This is a genomic window from Microbacterium sp. (assembly GCF_040394595.1).
GTDB lineage: Bacteria > Actinomycetota > Actinomycetes > Actinomycetales > Microbacteriaceae > Microbacterium.
Genome location: NZ_JBEBSA010000006.1, coordinates 30,796 through 49,645 on the forward strand (window position 1 = coordinate 30,796; position 18,850 = coordinate 49,645).

Annotated in this window: 15 protein-coding genes; 7 read left to right on the forward strand and 8 right to left on the reverse strand. The window is 72.5% G+C overall.

Annotation, left to right across the window (positions count from 1 at the left end; translation table 11 throughout):
• Window positions 1-6: 6 nt before the first annotated feature.
• From ABWO84_RS08895 to ABWO84_RS08920, 6 genes are all read right to left on the reverse strand, one after another.
• Window positions 7-756, reverse strand: a complete 750-nt coding sequence (locus tag ABWO84_RS08895) for a sugar phosphate isomerase/epimerase family protein (RefSeq protein WP_353114168.1) — start codon at window positions 754-756, stop codon at window positions 7-9.
• 33 nt (window positions 757-789) lie between these two features.
• Window positions 790-1,653, reverse strand: a complete 864-nt coding sequence (locus ABWO84_RS08900) for a sugar phosphate isomerase/epimerase family protein (RefSeq protein ID WP_353114169.1) — start codon at window positions 1,651-1,653, stop codon at window positions 790-792.
• 73 nt (window positions 1,654-1,726) lie between these two features.
• Window positions 1,727-2,899 carry a dihydrodipicolinate synthase family protein gene (locus ABWO84_RS08905; protein WP_353114170.1) on the reverse strand — a complete coding sequence of 391 codons (1,173 nt, stop codon included), beginning with the start codon at window positions 2,897-2,899 and terminating at the stop codon, window positions 1,727-1,729.
• A 2-nt stretch (window positions 2,900-2,901) separates the two neighbouring features.
• Window positions 2,902-4,029, reverse strand: coding sequence for a Gfo/Idh/MocA family protein (locus ABWO84_RS08910; RefSeq protein WP_353114259.1), 1,128 nt, complete (start codon window positions 4,027-4,029; stop codon window positions 2,902-2,904).
• Between the two features lie 176 nt (window positions 4,030-4,205).
• Window positions 4,206-5,351 (reverse strand): sensor histidine kinase, encoded by a 1,146-nt coding sequence (locus tag ABWO84_RS08915; protein ID WP_353114171.1) that lies wholly within the window; start codon window positions 5,349-5,351, stop codon window positions 4,206-4,208.
• The gene (locus ABWO84_RS08920) at window positions 5,348-6,046 is read right to left on the reverse strand and encodes a response regulator transcription factor (protein ID WP_353114172.1); all 699 of its coding nucleotides are present in this window, start codon (window positions 6,044-6,046) and stop codon (window positions 5,348-5,350) included. Before ABWO84_RS08920 ends, ABWO84_RS08915 begins: the two co-directional genes overlap by 4 nt.
• A 151-nt stretch (window positions 6,047-6,197) precedes the next feature.
• Here ABWO84_RS08920 and ABWO84_RS08925 point away from each other — a divergent pair, with 151 nt between their 5' ends.
• Complete coding sequence (locus ABWO84_RS08925) at window positions 6,198-6,644, forward strand: DM13 domain-containing protein (protein WP_353114173.1); 447 nt, start codon at window positions 6,198-6,200, stop codon at window positions 6,642-6,644.
• On the forward strand, window positions 6,641-7,129 hold the full coding sequence (locus tag ABWO84_RS08930; RefSeq protein WP_353114174.1) for a hypothetical protein: 489 nt from the start codon (window positions 6,641-6,643) through the stop codon (window positions 7,127-7,129). The genes ABWO84_RS08925 and ABWO84_RS08930 overlap by 4 nt, the downstream gene beginning before the upstream one ends.
• Before the next feature lie 139 nt (window positions 7,130-7,268).
• Here the strand turns inward: ABWO84_RS08930 and ABWO84_RS08935 are convergent, their stop codons facing one another.
• Window positions 7,269-8,276 (reverse strand): LacI family DNA-binding transcriptional regulator, encoded by a 1,008-nt coding sequence (locus tag ABWO84_RS08935; RefSeq protein ID WP_353114175.1) that lies wholly within the window; start codon window positions 8,274-8,276, stop codon window positions 7,269-7,271.
• A 59-nt stretch (window positions 8,277-8,335) separates the two neighbouring features.
• Between ABWO84_RS08935 and galT the strand changes: the two genes are divergently transcribed.
• The 4 genes from galT (at window position 8,336) to ABWO84_RS08955 (ending at window position 13,258) form a co-directional block, all read left to right on the forward strand.
• Window positions 8,336-9,505, forward strand: coding sequence for a galactose-1-phosphate uridylyltransferase (galT, locus tag ABWO84_RS08940; RefSeq protein ID WP_353114176.1), 1,170 nt, complete (start codon window positions 8,336-8,338; stop codon window positions 9,503-9,505).
• Window positions 9,506-9,527: 22 nt separating this feature from the next.
• Window positions 9,528-10,706: a galactokinase gene (gene galK / locus ABWO84_RS08945; protein WP_353114177.1), complete on the forward strand. Its 1,179-nt coding sequence runs from the start codon at window positions 9,528-9,530 to the stop codon at window positions 10,704-10,706.
• Window positions 10,707-11,025: 319 nt separating this feature from the next.
• The gene (locus ABWO84_RS08950; protein ID WP_353114178.1) at window positions 11,026-11,535 is read left to right on the forward strand and encodes a GNAT family N-acetyltransferase; all 510 of its coding nucleotides are present in this window, start codon (window positions 11,026-11,028) and stop codon (window positions 11,533-11,535) included.
• A 280-nt stretch (window positions 11,536-11,815) separates the two neighbouring features.
• Complete coding sequence (locus tag ABWO84_RS08955; RefSeq protein WP_353114179.1) at window positions 11,816-13,258, forward strand: carboxylesterase/lipase family protein; 1,443 nt, start codon at window positions 11,816-11,818, stop codon at window positions 13,256-13,258.
• Between the two features lie 1,164 nt (window positions 13,259-14,422).
• Here ABWO84_RS08955 and ABWO84_RS08960 read toward each other — a convergent pair.
• Window positions 14,423-17,863 (reverse strand): bifunctional proline dehydrogenase/L-glutamate gamma-semialdehyde dehydrogenase, encoded by a 3,441-nt coding sequence (locus tag ABWO84_RS08960; RefSeq protein ID WP_353114180.1) that lies wholly within the window; start codon window positions 17,861-17,863, stop codon window positions 14,423-14,425.
• 62 nt (window positions 17,864-17,925) lie between these two features.
• Between ABWO84_RS08960 and ABWO84_RS08965 the strand changes: the two genes are divergently transcribed.
• Window positions 17,926-18,831 (forward strand): LysR family transcriptional regulator, encoded by a 906-nt coding sequence (locus ABWO84_RS08965; protein ID WP_353114181.1) that lies wholly within the window; start codon window positions 17,926-17,928, stop codon window positions 18,829-18,831.
• Window positions 18,832-18,850: the final 19 nt, after the last annotated feature.

Genomic DNA, 18,850 nt, shown 5'->3' on the forward strand with positions numbered 1-18,850 from the left:
GCGAGCCTAGTCGCCGCAGTCCGCGGCATCTGCGATCCAGCGGCGCAGGGTCTCCGCCTCCGCAGCGAGCAGAGCGGGATCGTCGTCCGGCACGAACTCGATCAGCGCGTCCCGCGGCTCCTGCGCACGGCGGAACAGCGGACCCCACAGGTCGTCGCGCTCATGCAGCCGCCGCCGTTCGACGGTCGGCCACCACGAGAAGACGTGCACGGCCGCGACCCTCTCGGCGATCTCCGCGTACTCCGCCAGCGCCGCCGCAGCCGGCACCCCGACGCTCGGCTGCCAGTAGGTGCCGAGCCCGGGGACGTCGTCCTGCAGCCGGCGCACCGCACCGGGCCCGTCGGCGAGGGTCCCGCCGTGGTACTCCAGCGCGACGAGGACGCCGCATGCCGCCGCCTGCTCCACCGCGTCTGCGAGGGCGCCGGTGATCCGCGCACGGTCCCCCGCATCGGCATCCACGGATCCGATCCGTCCCGCCCACACCCGGATCCGATCGGCTCCGAGCGCGGTCGCCGCGTCGAGCACCGGACCGAATTCCCCCTCGCCGCGCCAGTAGGACCCGTAGGAGGAAACCGCGAGACCGGCATCCGCGGTCATCCGCCCGATCTCAGCGGCCCGCACGACATCGCCCGGCGGCACGTGCACGTCGCCGCCCCACTCGATCGCCTCAAGTCCCGCGGACGCCGCGGTCAGGACGACCTGCGCCGCGCTCAGCCGACGGTAGGTGATCGAGCAGAGCCCTGGTCGCATGCTCATCCGTTCATCCTCCCGCATGCCTCCGCCGGCATGTCACCCCAGGTGCGGGGACACCGCGGCGCCGAAGGACGCCGCCGTGCGCGCCACCACCTCGGCCGGATCGGCGGCCCAGATATCGGCGTTGAAGATCTCGACCTCGATGTCCCCTTCGTAGCCGGCGTCGAGAACGGCTCGCGTGAGGGGCCCGAAGTCGATCACTCCGTCGCCCGGGTAGTGCCGCGACAGCAGCACGTCGGCGGGCAGCGGGGTCTTCCAGTCGCACACCTGATAGGTCGCGATGCGCCCCTCTTTCCCGGCACGGGCGATCTGCGACAACACGTCGGGATCCCACCAGATGTGGAACGTGTCGACCGCGGCGCCGACCACCGCGGCGTCGAAGTCGGCGGCGAGGTCGAGGGCCTGGCCGAGCGTCGAGACGACGGCGCGGTCGGAGGCGTACATCGGATGCAGGGGCTCGATCGCCAGCGTCACGCCGGCGTCCCGGGCGTGCGGCGCGAGCTCGGCGAGCGCGTCGTGCACCCCCGAACGGGCGCCCACGAGATCACGGGACCCCTCCGGCAGGCCGCCGACGACGAGCACGAGCACGGCGGCCGAGCCCTCCGCCCCCGCCGCCGCGAGGGCCGCCGTCTCGTCGATCGCCCGCCGGTTGTCGTCGATGGACGCCCGGCGCGCCGGACCCTCCGGCACCGTGAAGAAGCCGCCGCGGCAGTGCGAGGAGAACCGGAGGCCCGAGTCGGCCAGCATCCGGATGGCGGTGTCGAGGCCGACCTCGTTCACCGGCTCGCGCCAGAGCCCGATCGACGAGACCCCGGCATCCGCGGTGACCCGCAGCGCCGTCCCGAGGTCGGCGTACTTGATGGTGGCCTGGTTGACGGACAGGCGCGGATCGGCGGTCATCGGCGTGCTCCTCGGAACGGATGGCGGGCTGTCGCCCGCGGGGCGGATACGGCCGCCGGCCGTGCCGGGCGGATCATGCGTCCAGCCCGTTCAGCCGGAGCATCCCGTGCCAGCGCTCCCGCGCGAGCTCCGGATGCTCGAGGGCGAGCGAGGCGTTCGCCAGCTCGACGATGCGCGAGAGGTGCGGAAGGCTCCGCGCGGAGTGCAGACCGCCGACCATCTGGAACGCGGGCTGATGCCCGTTGAGCCAGGCCAGGAAGGCGACGCCCGTCTTGTAGTAGAACGTCGGCGCGGCGAACACCTGACGACTGAGCTCCTCGGTGGGGCCGAGGATGCGGAGGTACGCGGCGGCGTCTCCCGCGTCCAGCGCCTGGATCGCCGCTGACGCCACCGGCGTGATCGCCGCGAAGGCACCCAGCAGTGCGTCGGAATGCGCATCGCCCTGCCCGATGTCGTCGCCGCCGATGAGCGACACGTAGTTGAAGTCGTCACCGGTGAACATCCGCACGCCCTCCGGCAGGCGCGCACGCACCGAGATCTCGCTCTCGGCGTCGAGCAGGCTCATCTTCACGCCCGCGATCCTGCCGGGGTTCTCGGCGATGATGTCGAGCAGCACCTCGGCTGCCGCGGGCCAGTCCTCCGCGCCGAAGTAGCCGGAGAGCTCGGGATCGAAGGCGGTGCCCAGCCAGTGCAGCACGACGGGGGCGGTCGCGCTCTCGAGCACTGCACGATACACACGGCGATAGTCCTCCGGCCCTTCGGCCGCCCTCGCGAGGTGGCGCGAGGCCATCAGGACCGGCCCCGCCCCCTGCTCCTCCGCGAACTGCAGCTGACTCCGGTAGGCGTCGATCACCTCGCTCAGGGTGATGTGCGCCTCCTCGACGTGGTCGGTGTTCACTCCGACCACGACCGATCCGCCCTCCTCCCGCGCGACCTGGGCGCTGCGGGCGATGAGCTCGCGGGTCGCCGCCGCGTCCAGGCCCATGTTGCGCTGCGCGGTGTCCATCGCGTCCGCGACGCCGAGACCCCAGGAGTAGACGTTCCGACGGAACGCGAGCGTGGCGTCCCAGTCGATGTCGGCCGGGCGGCCCGGCGTGTTGTCGGCGTGCACCCGCGGCACGACGTGCGCGGCCGCGTAGGCGACGCGGCTGCGCAGCGGCGAGGTCGGGCGGGAGACCGCGCCGGTCTCGTTCAGTGCGGTCTCGCCGAGGACGCCCGCCGCGGAGAGGAGTCGGAGGGTCGTCACGATCAGCCCAGCGTCAGCTCGTCGAGCAGCACCTTGCGGCCCTCGGCGCTCGACGTCAGCCCGGCTTCGGCGAGCTGCACGCCGCGGGCGCCCGCGAGCAGGTCGAAGGCGTAGTCGGTCCCGAGCACATAGGACTCCAGGTACTCCTCCCACTGCTGGCGGAACCCGTTGAGGAAGACGTCGTTCACCGGCACCTCCGCCCAGTCGGCGTCGTAGTCGTGGGCATCTGCGAGGTCGGGGTTCCACACCGGCTTGGGGGTGGCGTTGCGATGCTGGATCTTCGCGCCGAACAGGCCGACCACGGCCGAGCCGTGGGTGCCGTCGACCTGGAACTCGACCAGCTCGTCGCGGTTGACCCGCACGGTCCAGCTGGAGTTGATCTCGGCGAGGATCCCGCCCTCGAGCTCGAAGATGCCGTACGCCGCGTCCTCGGCGGTGGCGGTGTAGGGCCGGCCGTCCTCGTCCCAGCGCTCGGGGATGTGGGTCGCGGCCTGGGCGTAGACGCTCCTGACCTCGCCGAAGAGGTTCTCCAGCACGTAGTTCCAGTGCGGGAACATGTCGGAGATGATGCCGCCGCCGTCCTCGGCGCGATAGTTCCAGCTGGGCCGCTGCGCCGGCTGCCAGTCGCCCTCGAACACCCAGTAGCCGAACTCGCCGCGCACCGAGAGGATCCGGCCGAAGAAGCCCGAGTCGACCAGGCGCCGGAGCTTCTGCAGTCCGGGGAGGTAGAGCTTGTCGTGCACGACGCCGGTCTTCACGCCCGCCGCCCGCGCCAGCCGGGCGAGCTCGAGCGCCTCGTCGAGGGACTCGGCGGTGGGCTTCTCGGTGTAGATCGCCTTGCCCGCGGCGATCGCCTTGCGGAGCGCCGCGGCGCGGGCCTTGGTCACCAGGAAGTCGGCGTAGATCTCCGCGCGGGGGTCCGCGAGCGCGGCGTCGAGATCGGTGGTGTAGTCGTCGATGCCGTGCTTCGCGGCGAGCTCCGCGAGCTTCGCCTCGCTGCGGCCCACCAGGATCGGGCGGACCGTCACCCGTGTGCCGTCGGACAGCTCGATGCCGCCCTGTTCGCGGATCGCGAGGATCGAGCGCACCAGGTGCTGCCGGTAGCCCATGCGCCCGGAGACGCCGTTCATGATGATGCCGATCTCCCGCACGGGGTCTCCTTCACAGTCGGTAAACGCTTTCCGACACCATACCCCACGTCGCGCACCCCGTCTATTCGTCGCAAAGTGCCGGAATGCGCCTCGCATTCCGGCACTTTGCGACGAATAGACGGAACCCACCGGGGACGCGCGACACGGGGCAGGGCTCAGGGCTCGGAGAGCGGGAGCAGCACCTTCAGGCAGAAGCCTTCGGACGTGCGCTCGGCGTACACGTCGCCGCCGTGCGCGCGGGCCAGCCCCCGGGCGATCGCCAGGCCGAGCCCCGCACCGGATGCCACGGCCCCGGGAGCCTCCGCCGTGCGGGAGGCATCGGCCCGCCAGCCCGCATCGAACATCCGGTCGAGGTCCTCGACCGCCACGCCGCCGCCCCGGTCGAGCACGGCGAGCACGAGGCGCCGCTCATCCGGGGACTCGGCGAACAGGAGGATGTCCGACCCCCGGGGCGCATGACGGATCGCGTTCGTGAGCAGGTTCACGATCACCCGGCCGAGCTGATGCGGATCCGCCCAGAGCACGTGCCCCGCGATGCCGCGCTGCACGATGCGCACCCCGCGCTCCGCGGCCGGCGCACGCACGTCCGCGACCGCATCCGAGACGATGTCGAGCAGATCGACCTGCTCCGTCCGCAGCCGCAGCGCCCCGGACGTGATCCGCGACAGCTCGAAGAGGTCGTCCACCATCCGCCCCAGCGTCTCGACCTGCGACCGCACCTGCGAGGGGAACGCCGCCGCATCCTCGTGCAGCCCCGCCTCCATCGACTCGGCGAGCGCGCGGATGCTCGTCAAAGGCGTGCGGAGATCGTGTGAGATCCATGCGAGGAACCGACGGCGATCCGAGTCGGCCTTCTCCAGCTCGGCGCGCGCCTCGCTCAGCCGTGCCGACACGTCCGCCAGCTGGGCCGAGAGCTCATCGATCTCCCGCCACCCGCTGCTCCCCGGCTCGACGACGTCACCCTCTCCGACCCGCTGCACGGCGTCGGAGAGGCCGGCGAGGGACGACCGCGCCGCCCGTCCGGCCACCCACGCCGCGGCCAGCGCGAACACGAGGGCGACGCACACGACCCAGACGAGCACGGTCAGGTCATGCGGCGAGATGTACATCTGCAGCGCGATCGCGAGCACCGACAGCGCCAGCGCCAGCACCGCGGCGCTGCCCACGACGCCGAAGCGGAACGCCAGCCCCGCGCGACGGGCGCGCATCAGCACGAGTGCCGCGACGAGCGCCACGGCGCCCGCGCAGAGCAGACAGGTGACGACGATCGCGACGACGTCCACGACCCCCAGCGGCATCATGCGGCCTCACCTCCGGTCGAGAAGCGGTACCCGACACCCCACTCGGTGAGCAGATAGAGCGGATGCCGCGGATCGTCCTCGATCTTCTCGCGCAGCCTCCGCACGTGCACGGTCACGGTCGACGCCTCACCGAAGGACCAGCCCCACACCTCGCGGAGGATCTCGTCGCGCGACAGCGTCCGCCCGGCGTTCTCCACCAGGTACGCGAGAAGCTCGTATTCGCGCGCCGCCAGCACGACCTCCCGGTCGCGCACGCGCACCTGGCGACGCGCGGGGTCGACGGTGAAGTCCCCGCGCACGACGACCCGCGTCGGCGCATCCGCCGCGCGCGAGCGCCGGATGAGCGCGCCGACCCGCAGCAGCAGCTCGCGCAACGCGAAGGGCTTGACGAGGTAGTCGTCGGCGCCGGTCTCGAGGCCCTCGATCCGCTGCTCCACCTCGCCGAGGGCGGTGAGCATGATGATCGGGGCGGACGAGAACCCCCGCACCTCGCGGCACAGCTCGTCGCCGCTGATGCCCGGGAGCATCCGGTCCACGATGAGCACGTCCGGCACCTCGTCGCGCACGGCGCGCAACGCCGCCAGGCCGTTGTCGAACGCCGCCACCCGGTATCCGTTGGCGCGCAGATAACCGTCCACGGCACCGCGGACGGTGGGGTCGTCCTCCACGAGGACGGCACGGGGCGACTCCGGCATGCTCCGAGGCTAATCCGCGCGGATGCCCGAGGGCATCGGGTTGTTACGTCTCCGAAAGAACTCCCCCGGCGGGCCGCCGCCCCTGCCTACCGTCGTCAGCGTCCCTGTTCCCGCATCCGGCGAGAGAGTCCCGCCGGGAAGGAGAAAGATCATGCGCAAGACCGCCGTCATCCCCGCCGCCCTGCTCTTCGTCGGGCTGTCCCTCGCCGGGTGCAGCGCCGGAGGCACCTCCGACGAGCCCATGAAGCCGTCCTCGTCGAGCGACTCGATGTCCACGGACAAGCCGATGGACATGGCCATGAAGAAGGGCGACTTCATGGGCCTGAACGGCAAGAAGGTCGCCGGAACGGTGACCGTCTCCGACACCGAGCTGACGCTCGAGGGCTTCTCCTCGGACGAGGGGCCCGACCTGCACGTCTACCTCGCGAACGGCACCGACGAGGCCGCCGTCTCCGCGGGCATGCAGATCGACGCCGTCGCCTTCGACAAGGCCTCCCAGACGTTCTCCCTGAAGGATGTCGACCTCTCGAAGTACACCGATGTCGTGATCCACTGCGACAAGGCCAAGGCGGTGTTCGGCGCCGCCGCGCTCTCATGAGCGGGAGCCGGATCGCGCCCGCACGCGGACGGATCGCCCTCGCCGCATCGCTGCTCGGCGGTGCGGCGAGGGTCGCCGCCGGGGTGCTGTGGCTGCTCGAGGGCGTCCTCAAATACCGCGCGGGCTTCGGCGCATCCGACATCCTCCTCGTGGCGGAAGGCTCCGCCGGGAACACGCGCGTCCCCTGGTTCTTCGCGCCGCTCGGCGACCTGATGCGCACCGCGCCGGGCCTGTTCGGCATCGCGATCCCCGCGCTCGAAGTGCTGCTCGGCGTGCTGCTCATCCTCGGCGGGGGCCGGGTGTGGACCGTGATCGTCGCGCTCTGCTCGATCGGCACGCTGATGCTGTACTGGTCATCGGATCAGCTCATCGCGCAGTATCCGATCCTCGTTGTGCTCTCGGCGCTCGTGCTCGCGATCCCGCAGGCGGGCCGCATCGGCCTCCCGCTGCTAACGCGCACGCGACGCCCCGGCCCGCAACCGTGACCCCCGGGCAATGCCCACACCCCCGAGGCTGCCCACACCGTCTATTCGTCGCAATGTCTCGTTATTCGGGTCGGATAACGAGACATTGCGACGAATAGACGCACCCGGAGGGCCGGGGCCGGAGGGCCGGGGCCGGGAATCAGGCGCTCGAGCGGCGGACGAGGGTCGCTGGGGCGAGCACCGCCGGAGGCATCGTGCCGGGATCGACGGTCCCGTCGGCGCCCCCGGGCACGGCGGCCTCGATCCGGGACACCAGTGCCCGCACGGCCAGCTCGCCGAGCGCGTCGAAGTCCTGCCGGAGCGTGGTCAGCGGCGGGCGGTAGTCGGCCGCGTCCGCGATGTCGTCGAACCCGATCACGGCGACGTCCTCCGGCACTCTCCTCCCCGCCTCCGCGAGGGCGCGCAACAGACCGAGCGCCATCTGGTCGTTCGCCGCGAACACGGCGGTGACCTCATCCCGGACGGCGAGGGACCGGCCGGCGTCATACCCCGCGCGCGCCGTCCAGTCGCCGCGGAGCGCCTCCGGGGCGCGTCGCCTTCCGAGGGCCACGCGCCATCCCCGCTCCCGCTCGTCCGCGGCGAAGGATCCCGCGGGCCCCGCCAGGTGGTGCACGGTCCGATGCCCCGCGGCGAGGAGGTGGGCGGTGGCGATGCGCGCCCCCTCGGCGTGATCCGTGCCGATCACCGTGAACCGGTCGTCGGGGGCCGAGTCGACGACCACGAGCTGCAGGCCGGCCGGCGGTGCCTCTCGGGCGAGCGCGGTCGCCTCGTTCAGCACGATCGCCCCGTCGACACCCTGCTCGTGCAGCCGGGCGAACGCGTCGGCGATGTCTCCGCCGCCGCCCAGCGTGACCACCGTGAGGGCGTACCCACGGGCCGACGCGGCGTCGGCGATGGCCTGGAGCATCCGCGAGTTGCCCACCGTGGCGAGCGTCTGCGCCACGACCCCGAGAGTGTGCGACCGCCCGGTGCGCAGCGCCCGCGCCGCTCGGTTCGGCCGGTAACCCAGCTCGCCCATCGCCCGCTCCACACGAGCCCTGGTGTCCGGGTCGACATGGGGGCTGCCGTTCGCGACCCGCGACACCGTCTGCCCCGACACCCCGGCGTGGGCGGCCACCATCGCCATCGAGACGCGCTTCTGCGACATCCGCTTCCTCCCACTCGTGCCTGTTGACGTTACCATCCCCGTAGAGTTACCGTGTTGACGTGAACATCTCCTCCGTTCCCGCCTCGCGCACCCTCGGCGCCGGCGTAGTCGCCCGCGACACCCGCCTGGCCGACGGCCGCGAGCTGGTCTACTACGACGACCCGGGATCCGCGCTCGGCGCCGAGCGCCGTGTCGACGCCCGAGTGCTCGACCCCCGCCCCGAGACCGCGACGATGCGACAGGACGTGCTCGCCGGCGACTGGATCACCTACGCCACCAAGCGCCAGAACCGCGTGATGCTGCCCGGCGCCGACGCCGATCCGCTCGCCCCCCAGACCGGGGACAATCCATCCGAGGTGCCGTCGCTCTACGACGTCGCGGTGTTCGAGAACCGCTCCCCCTCCTTCGGCCCCGCCCTCGCGGCGGTGACCGGCGAGACACCGGCCGCCGCCGACCCTCCGCGCGGCCTCGACGACCTCGGGCATCCGGGGATCGGACGCACCCGCACGAGCATCGGCCGCTGCGAGGTCGTCTGCTTCAGCCCGGAGGCGTCCGGATCCTTCGGCACCCAGTCGGTCGTCCGCGCCCGCACGGTCATCGAGGCCTGGGCCGATCGCACCGCGGCGCTCTCCGCCCTGCCCGGCATCGAGCAGGTGTTCCCGTTCGAGAACCGCGGCGAGGCGATCGGCGTCACGCTCCCGCATCCGCACGGCCAGATCTACGCCTACCCGTACGTCACGCCCCGCACCGCGCAGATGCTCGACGCGATCGGGCGCACCTCGCCCGACCTCTTCGCCCGCATCCTCGACGCCGAGCGGTCTTCGTCGCGGGTCGTGCTGCAGGGCGAGCACTGGACCGCGTTCGTGCCCTTCGCCGCACGCTGGCCGCTCGAGGTGCATCTGATGCCGCATCGCCACGCCGCCGACTTCACGGGCCTGACGGCCGAGGAACGGGATGAGCTCGCACCGCTGTATCTGCGACTGCTGCGCGGTGTCGATGCGCTCTACGACACCCCGACGCCGTACATCGCCGCCTGGCATCAGGCTCCGGTGCGCCTCGGCCGCGACAGCATGCGGATGCACCTGCAGCTCACGAGCCCGCGCCGCGCCGTGGACAAGATGAAGTTCCTCGCCGGATCCGAGGCGGCGATGTCCGCCTGGACGGCCGAGATCCTGCCGGAGGATGCCGCCGCCCGGCTCCGCGACGCCGTCGCCTCCGTCTCCGCCTGACCGCACGCCCCGAGGAATCCCGATGACCGCTCAGAACACCGCCGTCGACCTGCTCCGCACCCTCACCGGCGCCGACCCCGAGGGCGTGTGGTCCGCGCCGGGACGGGTCAACCTCATCGGCGAGCACACCGACTACAACGAGGGATTCGTGCTGCCCTTCGCGATCCCGCACCGCACCTATGCCGCGGTGAGCCGCCGCCGGGACGGGCGGATCCGCGTCGCCTCCACTTTCGCCGAGACGCCGGTCGAAGCGGGGATCGGCGAGCTGGCCGCACTGTTCCCGTCGCACGACGGACTTCGCGTGCCGGAGTGGTCGGCCTATCCGCTCGGCGTCGCCTGGGCGCTGAGCGCGGCGGCGAACGACGCTTCCGCGCTCCCCGGTCTGGACATCGCCATCGCCTCCGATGTGCCGATCGGGGCCGGCCTCTCCTCCTCCGCCGCGATCGAGGGGGCGACCGGCGCCGCGCTCAACGCGCTCTGGGGCCTCGGACTCGACGCCGTCGCACTCGCGCAGGCGGGCCGGAAGGCGGAGAACGAGGCCGTGGGTGCGCCCACCGGGATCATGGACCAGATGTCGTCGATGCTCGGGAGGGCGGATGCGGCGACCTTCCTCGACTGCCGTACGCTGCGGGCCGAGTCGATTCCGACCGGGTTCGCCCCCGCCGGACTCGAGGTCCTCGTGATCGACACGCGCGTCGAGCACGCGCACGCCACGGGCGGCTACCGTGACCGCCGTGCGGCCTGCGAACGGGGCGCGGCGATCATGGGCGTCCCTGCGCTGCGCGACCTGCATCCCTCCGACCTGCCCCGCGCCGCGGAGCTGATGGACGACGCGACCTTCCGCCGCGTGCGGCACGTCGTCACGGAGGACCAGCGCGTGCTCGACACGGTCGTCGCGCTGCGCGAGCACGGCCCGCGCGCGATCGGGGACCTCCTGATCGCCTCCCACGCCTCGATGCGCGACGACTTCGAGATCTCGGTGCCGGAGCTCGACGCCGCCGTCGACACCGCGCTGGCCGCCGGAGCGGTCGGGGCGCGCATGACCGGCGGCGGATTCGGGGGCGCCGCGATCGCCCTCGTCGACCGGGAACGGGTCGGCGCCGTGTCCGAGGCCGTGGGGCGCGCCTTCGCCGATGCCGGTTTCGCCGCGCCGCACACCTTCACGGTCACCCCCGCGGCGGGGCCCCGCCGCGACGCGTAGTCATGGGCGGGTGGGGCGCAGCCTCCACGCCCCTGCGCGCCTTCACGCCCCTGCGCGCCGTCACGCCCGGGTGGGGCGGGACCTCGTCCGAGTCCGCGCGCGAGGTCTTCGCCTCTGATCCTGCTCCACGGTGGTCACGCCCGTGGGCCTCGCGCAACGTACCGGCGCGAGTCAGCAACCGGCCGGCATCCCGAATGCGTCGTCCGGTTCGGATCCGCCCCTCGACGCCCGCATTCACGCCTTCACACGGTCGCCCTCCGGAGATGCGACGACGCGCACGGCCGGGGCGCGACCACATCCGGATGCGTAACATGGCCGCATGCTGATCCGCGAGGCCGTCCCCGACGACGCGCACGGCGTCGCGGTCGTGCACGTGCGCTCGTGGCAGGAGGCGTATCGCGGACTGATGCCGCAGGCCGTGCTGGACGACCTCTCCGTGTCCGAGCGGGAGAAGGGGTGGGCGCGTCTCCTCGCCGAACGCGACGAGCGCTCCCGCACACTCGTCGCCGAGCGCGATCGTCGAATCGTCGGCTGGGCGTCGTTCGGCGCGGCGCGGGAGGACGACCTCTCCGAGGCAGGCGAGCTGTGGGGCATCTACGCGCACCCGGATTCCTGGTCGACGGGAGCCGGTCGCGCCCTGCTTGCCGAGGTCGAGCAGAGCCTGAAGGACGACGGATACCGCAGCGCCTATCTCTGGGTGCTCGACGGCAACGATCGGGCGGCGGCGTTCTACGAACGGCACGGCTGGGTCGAGGACGGCGCCACGAAGGTCGAGGAACGCCCGCACCTGCGCCTCTTCGAACGCCGCCGGGTGAAGCCGCTCGCCTGATCCGGCCGTCAGGGATCACCCTCCTCGGGTCCGGCGCGGTGCGCCCCGCCCGAACAGCAGACCCCGTCACGAACACCGGACACATCCCACCGAACCACCCGCGAAACGGGACACCATCCGCGAACCGGGACACCCGCCTACCGCCCCCTCCACCCGAACAGCAGACCCCGTCACGAACACCGGACACATCCCACCGAACCGCCCGCGAAACGGGACACCATCCGCGAAACGGGACAGGCTCTCCCGGCCCGCCCATCGGAAGCCCCGGCATACTGAGGAGATGCAACCGATCGTCACGACCGCTTCCGGTCCGGTGCGCGGTATCCGCCGTGACGACGGATCGGTCGCGTTCCTCGGCATCCCGTTCGCGGCGCCTCCCGTCGGCGAGCGACGCTTCGGGGCCCCGCAGCCTCCCGCGCCGTGGACCGAGGTGCGGGATGCGACGGCCTACGGCGCGACCCCGCAGCGCCGGGAGGAGCCGGATGCGATCATCCCCGAGCCGAGTGTTCCCGGGGAGTCCACCCTCAACGTGAACGTGTTCGCCCCGGCCGATGCCGATGGCCTGCCCGTGCTGGTCTGGATCCACGGAGGAGGGTACTCCTCGGGCTCGCCCGCGAGCCCCTGGTACGACGGCGCCTCCTTCGGACGCGACGGCATCGTGACCGTCACGGTGTCGTACCGCCTCGGCTTCGACGGCTTCGGCGTCATCGACGGCGCACCGGACAACCGCGGCGTGCGCGACTGGATCGCGGGGCTGGAGTGGGTGCAGCAGAACATCGCCGCATTCGGGGGCGACCCCTCGCGCGTCACGATCTCGGGCCAGTCCGCCGGCGGGGGCGCGGTGCTCACCCTGCTCGGGATGCCCTCCGCACAGCACCTTTTCCACGCGGCGTTCTCGGTCTCCGGAGCCCTCGGCGACCTCTCCCGCGACATCGCCCGCCGCCGCAGCATCCGCCTCGCCGAGCTCGTCGGCACGGAGCCCACACGGGAGGGCTTCCTCGCCAGGACCGAGGCACAGCTCACCAAGCGGCAGTACGAGGCGTCGCTGCTGGGCAAGACCGGCCTCGCCGCGACACTCGCGACCCTCGCCGACGGGCTCCCCTGGGGGCCGATCGTCGACGGCGAGCTCATCACACGTCCGACGGTCGAGTCGATCGCTGCCGGGGTCGGCGCCGACAAGCCGCTTCTCCTCGGCGCCACCGACGACGAGTTCACGATGGTCCTGGACCGCGCGCCACGGGTGCTCCGCTTCATCCCTTCCTGCCTCGCGCTGCGCGCCCTCGAGAAGGACCGGCGCACGCGACGGACCTGGCGGGCCGCGAATCCCCGGCTCGGCCCCACCCCCGCGGTGCTCGGACGCTTCGTCACCGACCGCGTGTTCCGCTCGCTGGTCGTGCGCGTCGCCGAGGCCAGAGCGGATGCCCCGACCTGGGCATACCGGTTCTCCTGGGTGTCACCGACGAAGGGCTGGTCATACCACTGCCTCGACGTCCCCTTCTGGTGGGATCGACTCGAGGAGGATCACGTGGCCGCGCACGCCGGCCCGCATCCGCCGCAGTCGCTCGCCGACGAGATGCACGGCGCCGCGGCCGCCTTCGTCCGCACCGGCGCGCCCGGCTGGCCCGACTGGCGCAGCGATCCGGGTACGGCCCGGGTGTTCGGCGCGACGAGCGGACTCGGCGTATCGGCCGCCGCCTACGACGGAGCCCTGCCCCTCGCCTGACCACCTCCGCGCCGTTCGCGACACGGACGGATCACGGCATCGCCGTCCGTTCGGTTGCCCCCGCCGCCCCTGTCACGAACACCGCCCGGCCCCAGAGTCCGCGAAACGGTACACCACCCGCGGAACGAGACACATCCCGACACGGATGCGCCCGTGTCCCGGCGCCCGCCGCGCCCGAACCGCGGCCGCCGCGCCCGAACCGCGGCCCCTGTCACGAACACCGCACACACCCGCCTCGAACCGTCCGCAGAACGGGACACCGTCCGCGAAACGAGACGCGACGCCAGACCCGGACGCACCGCGCCCCGGCGCCCACCCGCCCGAACCGCGGCCCCTGTCACGAACACCGCACACCTCCGCCCACACCGTCCGAGAAACGGGACACCGTCCGCGAAACGAGACGCCACGCCAGACCCGGACGCACCGCGCCCCGGCGCCCACCCGCCCGAACAGCGGACCCCGTCACGAATACCACACACATCCGCCCACACCGTCCGCAGAACGGGACACCGTCCGCGAAACGGGACGCCACGCCGCCCCGTGACATACACCGCGTCCCGAGGCCTCGCCGCCTCGAACCACAGAGCCGGTCACGAACACCGCGGCCACGGGGTCCGCAGAACGGGATGCCGTCCGTGAATCGAGGACGCTACCCCTGGATGCCCCCGCGCCCGTGGATGCCCCGCGCCCGCCGCCCGAACAGCGGACCCTGTCACGAGTACCGCACGCATCCGCCTACACCGTCCGAGAAACGGGACACCGTCCGCAGAACGAGACACGTCCCCGACACACAGATGCGCCCTCGCCCCGGCATCCCGCCGCCCGAACCGCGGACTCGGTCACGAACACCACACACATCCGCCTACACCGTCCGAGAAACGGGACACCGTCCGCAGAACGAGACACGTCCCCGACACACAGATGCGCCCTCGCCCCGGCGCCCACCCGCCCGAACCGCGGACCCCGTCACGAATACCGCACACATCCGCCCACACCGTCCGCAAAACGGGACACCGTCCGCAAAACGGGACACCACCCGCAGAACGGGACACCGACCGCGAAACGGAACGCCCCCACACCCACCCGGAAACAGGCGGAACGCCCAGCACTCCGCGGAAGGCACGAAGGCCCCGCGGAATGCCGGGCGCTCCGCCCGGGCCCGGTTCAGCGCACGGGGTCGAGCACCGGGATCTCGTAGCGGTGCGGGGTGCCGAAGCGGTGCGCGGTGACCGACACGGCCTGCTCGCGCAGGAAGGTCAGCAACTCCACGCGTCCCGCGGCGACCACCGGGTTCGCGTACAGGGCGAGACCCGGCGCACCGTGGACGGCCTCCGCGGTCGCCGACGCAGAGGCGCCGACCAGACGCACCCGGCCGCCCGCCGCCGCGAGGCGCACGGCGTGGGATGCCCAGGCGGCGGCGTCCTCCACCACGACCGTGACGTCGTGCGAGCCGAGCCAGGTCACCACCGGCGCGGACAGCGCCTCCGCGGCGGTCACGGTCACCCGCGAGCCGGTGCGGCGACCGGCGGCGACCACGCGCAGCAGCTCGGCGACCCGATCACCCTCGAACCGTACGGCCACCGGTACCGCCTGATAGCGCAGCGCGTTCTGCTCGGTCTCCAGGCCGGTCGCGTCGCGGACGACGCCGAACTCCGCGGCCCAGGCGTCGATGTCGGTGGCGAGCGCGCCGCGCAGCCACTCCGCGTCGTCGCCCTCGACCAGCGCGACCGCCGAGGACGCGAGGGCGTCGAGCGCCGTGGACGACTGCACCGCGGCGTCCGTCCACTCGGAGAGCCCGACGAGGTAGTTCGGGCCGCCGGCCTTGGAACCCGCCCCCACGGCCGCCTTCTTCCAGCCGCCGAACGGCTGGCGCTGCACGATGGCGCCGGTGGTGCCGCGGTTGACATACACGTTGCCCGCCTCGATCCGCGCGAGCCACTGCTGGATCTCGTCCTCGTCCAGCGAGTGGATGCCGCTGGTGAGGCCGTAGTCGATGTCGTTGACGATGTCGATCGCCTCGGCGAGGGATCCGGCCGTCATCACGCCGAGCACCGGCCCGAAGTACTCCACCCGGTGGAACTCGCTGCCGCGCTTCACGCCGTCGCGGATGCCCGGACGCCAGAGCTGACCGGCGTCGTCGAGCCTCTCCGGCTCCAGCATCCACGACTCGTCGGGGTGCAGGGTGGTGAGCGCGGAGAGGAGCTTGCCCTCGGCCGGGCCGATCAGGGGGCCGATGCGGTTCGACCCGTCGGAGGGGGCCCCGACGTCGTAGGAGCGGACCGCGTCGACGAGCTGGCGGCGGAAGCGCTCCGAGGTCGCGGCCGAGCCGACGAGGACGACGAGCGACGCGGCGGAGCACTTCTGACCCGCGTGCCCGAACGCCGAGTAGGCGACGTCCTTCGCGGCGAGGTCGAGGTCGGCCGACGGGGTGACGATGATCGCGTTCTTGCCGCTCGTCTCGGCGAGCAGCGGCAGGTCCTCGCGGAACCCGCGGAACAGCTCGGCGGTCTCGAAGCCGCCGGTGAGGATCACGCGGCCGACCGCGGGGTCGCTCACGAGGCGGGCGCCCAGCTCCCGCCCGTCGAGCTGCACGTACTGCAGCACCTCGCGCGGCACGCCGGCCTCCCAGAGCGCCTCGACCATCACCGCGCCGGAGCGCCGGGCCTGACGGGCGGGCTTGATGATCACCGGGGAGCCGGTCGCGAGGGCCGACAGGGTCGATCCGGCCGGGATCGCGACGGGGAAGTTCCACGGCGGGGTCACCACGGTGAGGCCGACGGCGTGCATCTCGGCGCCGTCGACGTCGGCGAGATCCTTGGCGCTCTCCGCGTAGTAGTGCGCGAAGTCGATCGCCTCGGACACCTCCGGGTCGCCCTGCTCGATGACCTTGCCCGCCTCGGACCCCATCACCTCGAGCAGGTCGGCGCGGCGCGCCTCGAGGATGTCGCCGGCGCGATGCAGGATCTCCGCGCGACCGGCCGCGCCCCGCGCACGCCAGGCCTCGCCGGCGGCGACCGCCGACGCGATCCGCGCGGACACCTCGTCCTCCGTCGAGAGCGTGTTCGCCGTGACGGTCTCGTTCCCCAGCACGGAGCCGGCCATCCGGGAGCGGATGCCGTCGGCCCATTCGCGGTTGGCGCGCAGGGAGGGATCGGTGTCGGGGGTGTTCTCGAAGCCGGAGGCCGCCGCCGGGGCCGGGGCCTGCCTGCGATCCTGCACGCGGTTCGGGCCGGGCACCTCGGCGGGGACGTCGGCGATCGAGGCGAGGAAGCGGTCCTTCTCCCGCTCGAACAGCGCAGGGTCGGCGTCGAGGTCGAACACCGCCGACATGAAGTTCTCGTGCGAGGCACCCTCTTCGAGGCGGCGGATGAGGTAGGCGATCGCGACGTCGAACTCGTCGGGATGCACCACCGGGGTGTAGAGCAGCAGCGAGCCCACGGTGCGCTTGACGACGGTCGCCTGCGCGGACGCCATGCCCAGCAGCATCTCGAACTCGATCCCCTCGGTGACGCCCCGCTTCGAGGCGAGCAGCCAGGCGAGGGCGATGTCGAAGAGGTTGTGCCCGGCGACGCCGATGCGCACGTTGCCGACGTGCTCCGGGCGCAGCGCGTACTCGAGCACCGCCTTGTACGAGGCGTCCGAGGCCTGCTTGGTCGGCCAGGTGGCCAGGGGCCAGCCATGCGACTCGGCGTCGACCGTCTCCATCGGGAGGTTGGCGCCCTTCACGACGCGCACCTTGACGGGCGCACCCCCGGCTGCGACGCGGGCGGCCGCCCACTCCTGCAGGCGGATCATCGCCCCGAGGGCGTCGGGCAGATACGCCTGCAGCACGATGCCCGCCTCGAGATCGCGGAACTCGGGGCGGTCGAGGATGCCGGTGAAGACCGCGATCGTGAGGTCGAGGTCCTTGTACTCCTCCATGTCGAGGTTGATGAACTTCCGCCCGGCGGCGGCGATGTCGTAGAGCGGCCGCAGCGCCTCGGCAGCGTGCGCCACCGCGTCGTCAAACGCCCACGGGCTGTGCGGGGCGACGGTGGAGGACACCTTGATCGAGACGTAGTCCACGTCGGCGCGCTGCAGCAGGCGCCGGGTGCCCTCCAGCCGGCGGGCCGCCTCGTCGCGCCCGAGGATCGCCTCACCGAGCAGGTTGACGTTGAGCTTCACGTCCTGCGACTCGCGGATGTGCCGGATCGCGGCGCCGAGCTTCTCGTCGCGCGCGTCGACGATGAGGTGCCGCACCATCCCGCGCAGCACACGACGGCTGATCGGCACGACGATGCCCGGGAACGCGGGGGCGAAGGCGCCGCCGAGCGCGATCGCGGCCCGCAGCGGCGCGGGGAGGAACTTCGGGGTGAGGGGCACGAGCTCCTTGAGCCGGCGGGCCGCGACCCGGGTGTCCTCGGGGCGCACGACACCGTCGACGAAGCCGACCGTGAAGTCGAGCCCGTTCGGATCGCGCAGCACGCCGGCGAGGCGCTGCGCCGCGGTGTCCACCGGGATCTCACGGCTCTCGGCGAGCCACGTCCGCACGAGCGCGACGGCGTCGTCGGCGAGGGCGGAGAGGTCGGTGAGGGATGCGTCGGCGCGGGGGGCGGGGGCACTCATCCTTTCAGTGTGGGCCGCATCATCCACTATGAAAAGCGATCATTCATGACGGATAATGTTCGATGTCTTCGATGAGAACGGGGGATGCGATGTTCGAGCTGCGACGCCTGCGGATGCTGCACGAGCTGGCCCTCCGCGGCACGATCGCCGAGGTCGCCGCCTCGCTCTCCTACAGCCCGTCGACCGTGTCCCAGCAGCTCGGCATCCTGGAGCGCGAGGCCGGCGTCGCCCTGCTCGAGCCGGACGGACGCCGGGTGCGACTGACCCCGGCCGGCCGGGTGCTCGCCGCCCATGCGGCCCGCGCCCTCGAGCTCGACGAGGGGGCGCGGGCCGCGCTCGCGGGCGGCCCGTCGCTCGAGCCGGTGCGCCTGGCCGCGATGCCGACCGCGGCGGAGACGATCGTGCCCGCCGCCCTCACGCTGCTCGCCGCCCGGGAGCCCCGCCTGCGGGTGGAACTCGCCGCGCTGCCGCCCGAGGAGAGCCTCTTCGAGCTGGCGGCCCGCCGCTTCGACCTGGTGATCGCCGAGCAGTACCCCGGGCACACCCGCGAGCGGCGCGAGGGCGTGACGCACGAGCTGCTCGGCGAGGACCCGATCCGCATCGTGCTGCCGCCGTCGGAGCCCCCGGCCCCGCTCCGCGCGCTGCACGACCGTGTCTGGGTGATGGAGCCGGCAGGCACGGCGGCCCGGCAGTGGGCGATGCAGCAGTGCCGGGCGGCCGGCTTCGAGCCCGATGTGCGCTTCGAGGCCGCCGACCTCACCGCCCATGTGCGGCTGGTGGAGTCGGGGCACGCCGTGGGCATGCTGCCCGACCTCATCTGGGGCGATGCGCCGCCCTCGACGACGGTCGCCGATCTGCCGGGACATCCGGTGCGCGAGGTGTTCACCGCCGTGCGCGACGCCGCCCGATCCGGCGAGGGCATCCGCCTGGTGCGCGACGCCCTCGCCGAGGCGTTCCTCTCCCGCTGAGCCCGCACGGACGGAGCCC

Bases quoted from the DNA above. Each gene is read 5' to 3' on its own strand.
- ABWO84_RS08895 (WP_353114168.1), bottom strand. From the start codon at position 756: ATGAGCATGCGACCAGGGCTCTGCTCGATCACCTACCGTCGGCTGAGC.
- ABWO84_RS08900 (WP_353114169.1), bottom strand. From the start codon at position 1,653: ATGACCGCCGATCCGCGCCTGTCCGTCAACCAGGCCACCATCAAGTAC.
- ABWO84_RS08910 (WP_353114259.1), bottom strand. From the start codon at position 4,029: ATGAACGGCGTCTCCGGGCGCATGGGCTACCGGCAGCACCTGGTGCGC.
- ABWO84_RS08915 (WP_353114171.1), bottom strand. From the start codon at position 5,351: ATGATGCCGCTGGGGGTCGTGGACGTCGTCGCGATCGTCGTCACCTGT.
- ABWO84_RS08920 (WP_353114172.1), bottom strand. From the start codon at position 6,046: ATGCCGGAGTCGCCCCGTGCCGTCCTCGTGGAGGACGACCCCACCGTC.
- ABWO84_RS08925 (WP_353114173.1), top strand. From the start codon at position 6,198: ATGCGCAAGACCGCCGTCATCCCCGCCGCCCTGCTCTTCGTCGGGCTG.
- ABWO84_RS08930 (WP_353114174.1), top strand. From the start codon at position 6,641: ATGAGCGGGAGCCGGATCGCGCCCGCACGCGGACGGATCGCCCTCGCC.
- ABWO84_RS08935 (WP_353114175.1), bottom strand. From the start codon at position 8,276: ATGTCGCAGAAGCGCGTCTCGATGGCGATGGTGGCCGCCCACGCCGGG.
- galK (WP_353114177.1), top strand. From the start codon at position 9,528: ATGACCGCTCAGAACACCGCCGTCGACCTGCTCCGCACCCTCACCGGC.
- ABWO84_RS08950 (WP_353114178.1), top strand. From the start codon at position 11,026: ATGCTGATCCGCGAGGCCGTCCCCGACGACGCGCACGGCGTCGCGGTC.
- ABWO84_RS08955 (WP_353114179.1), top strand. From the start codon at position 11,816: ATGCAACCGATCGTCACGACCGCTTCCGGTCCGGTGCGCGGTATCCGC.
- ABWO84_RS08960 (WP_353114180.1), bottom strand. From the start codon at position 17,863: ATGAGTGCCCCCGCCCCCCGCGCCGACGCATCCCTCACCGACCTCTCC.
- ABWO84_RS08965 (WP_353114181.1), top strand. From the start codon at position 17,926: ATGTCTTCGATGAGAACGGGGGATGCGATGTTCGAGCTGCGACGCCTG.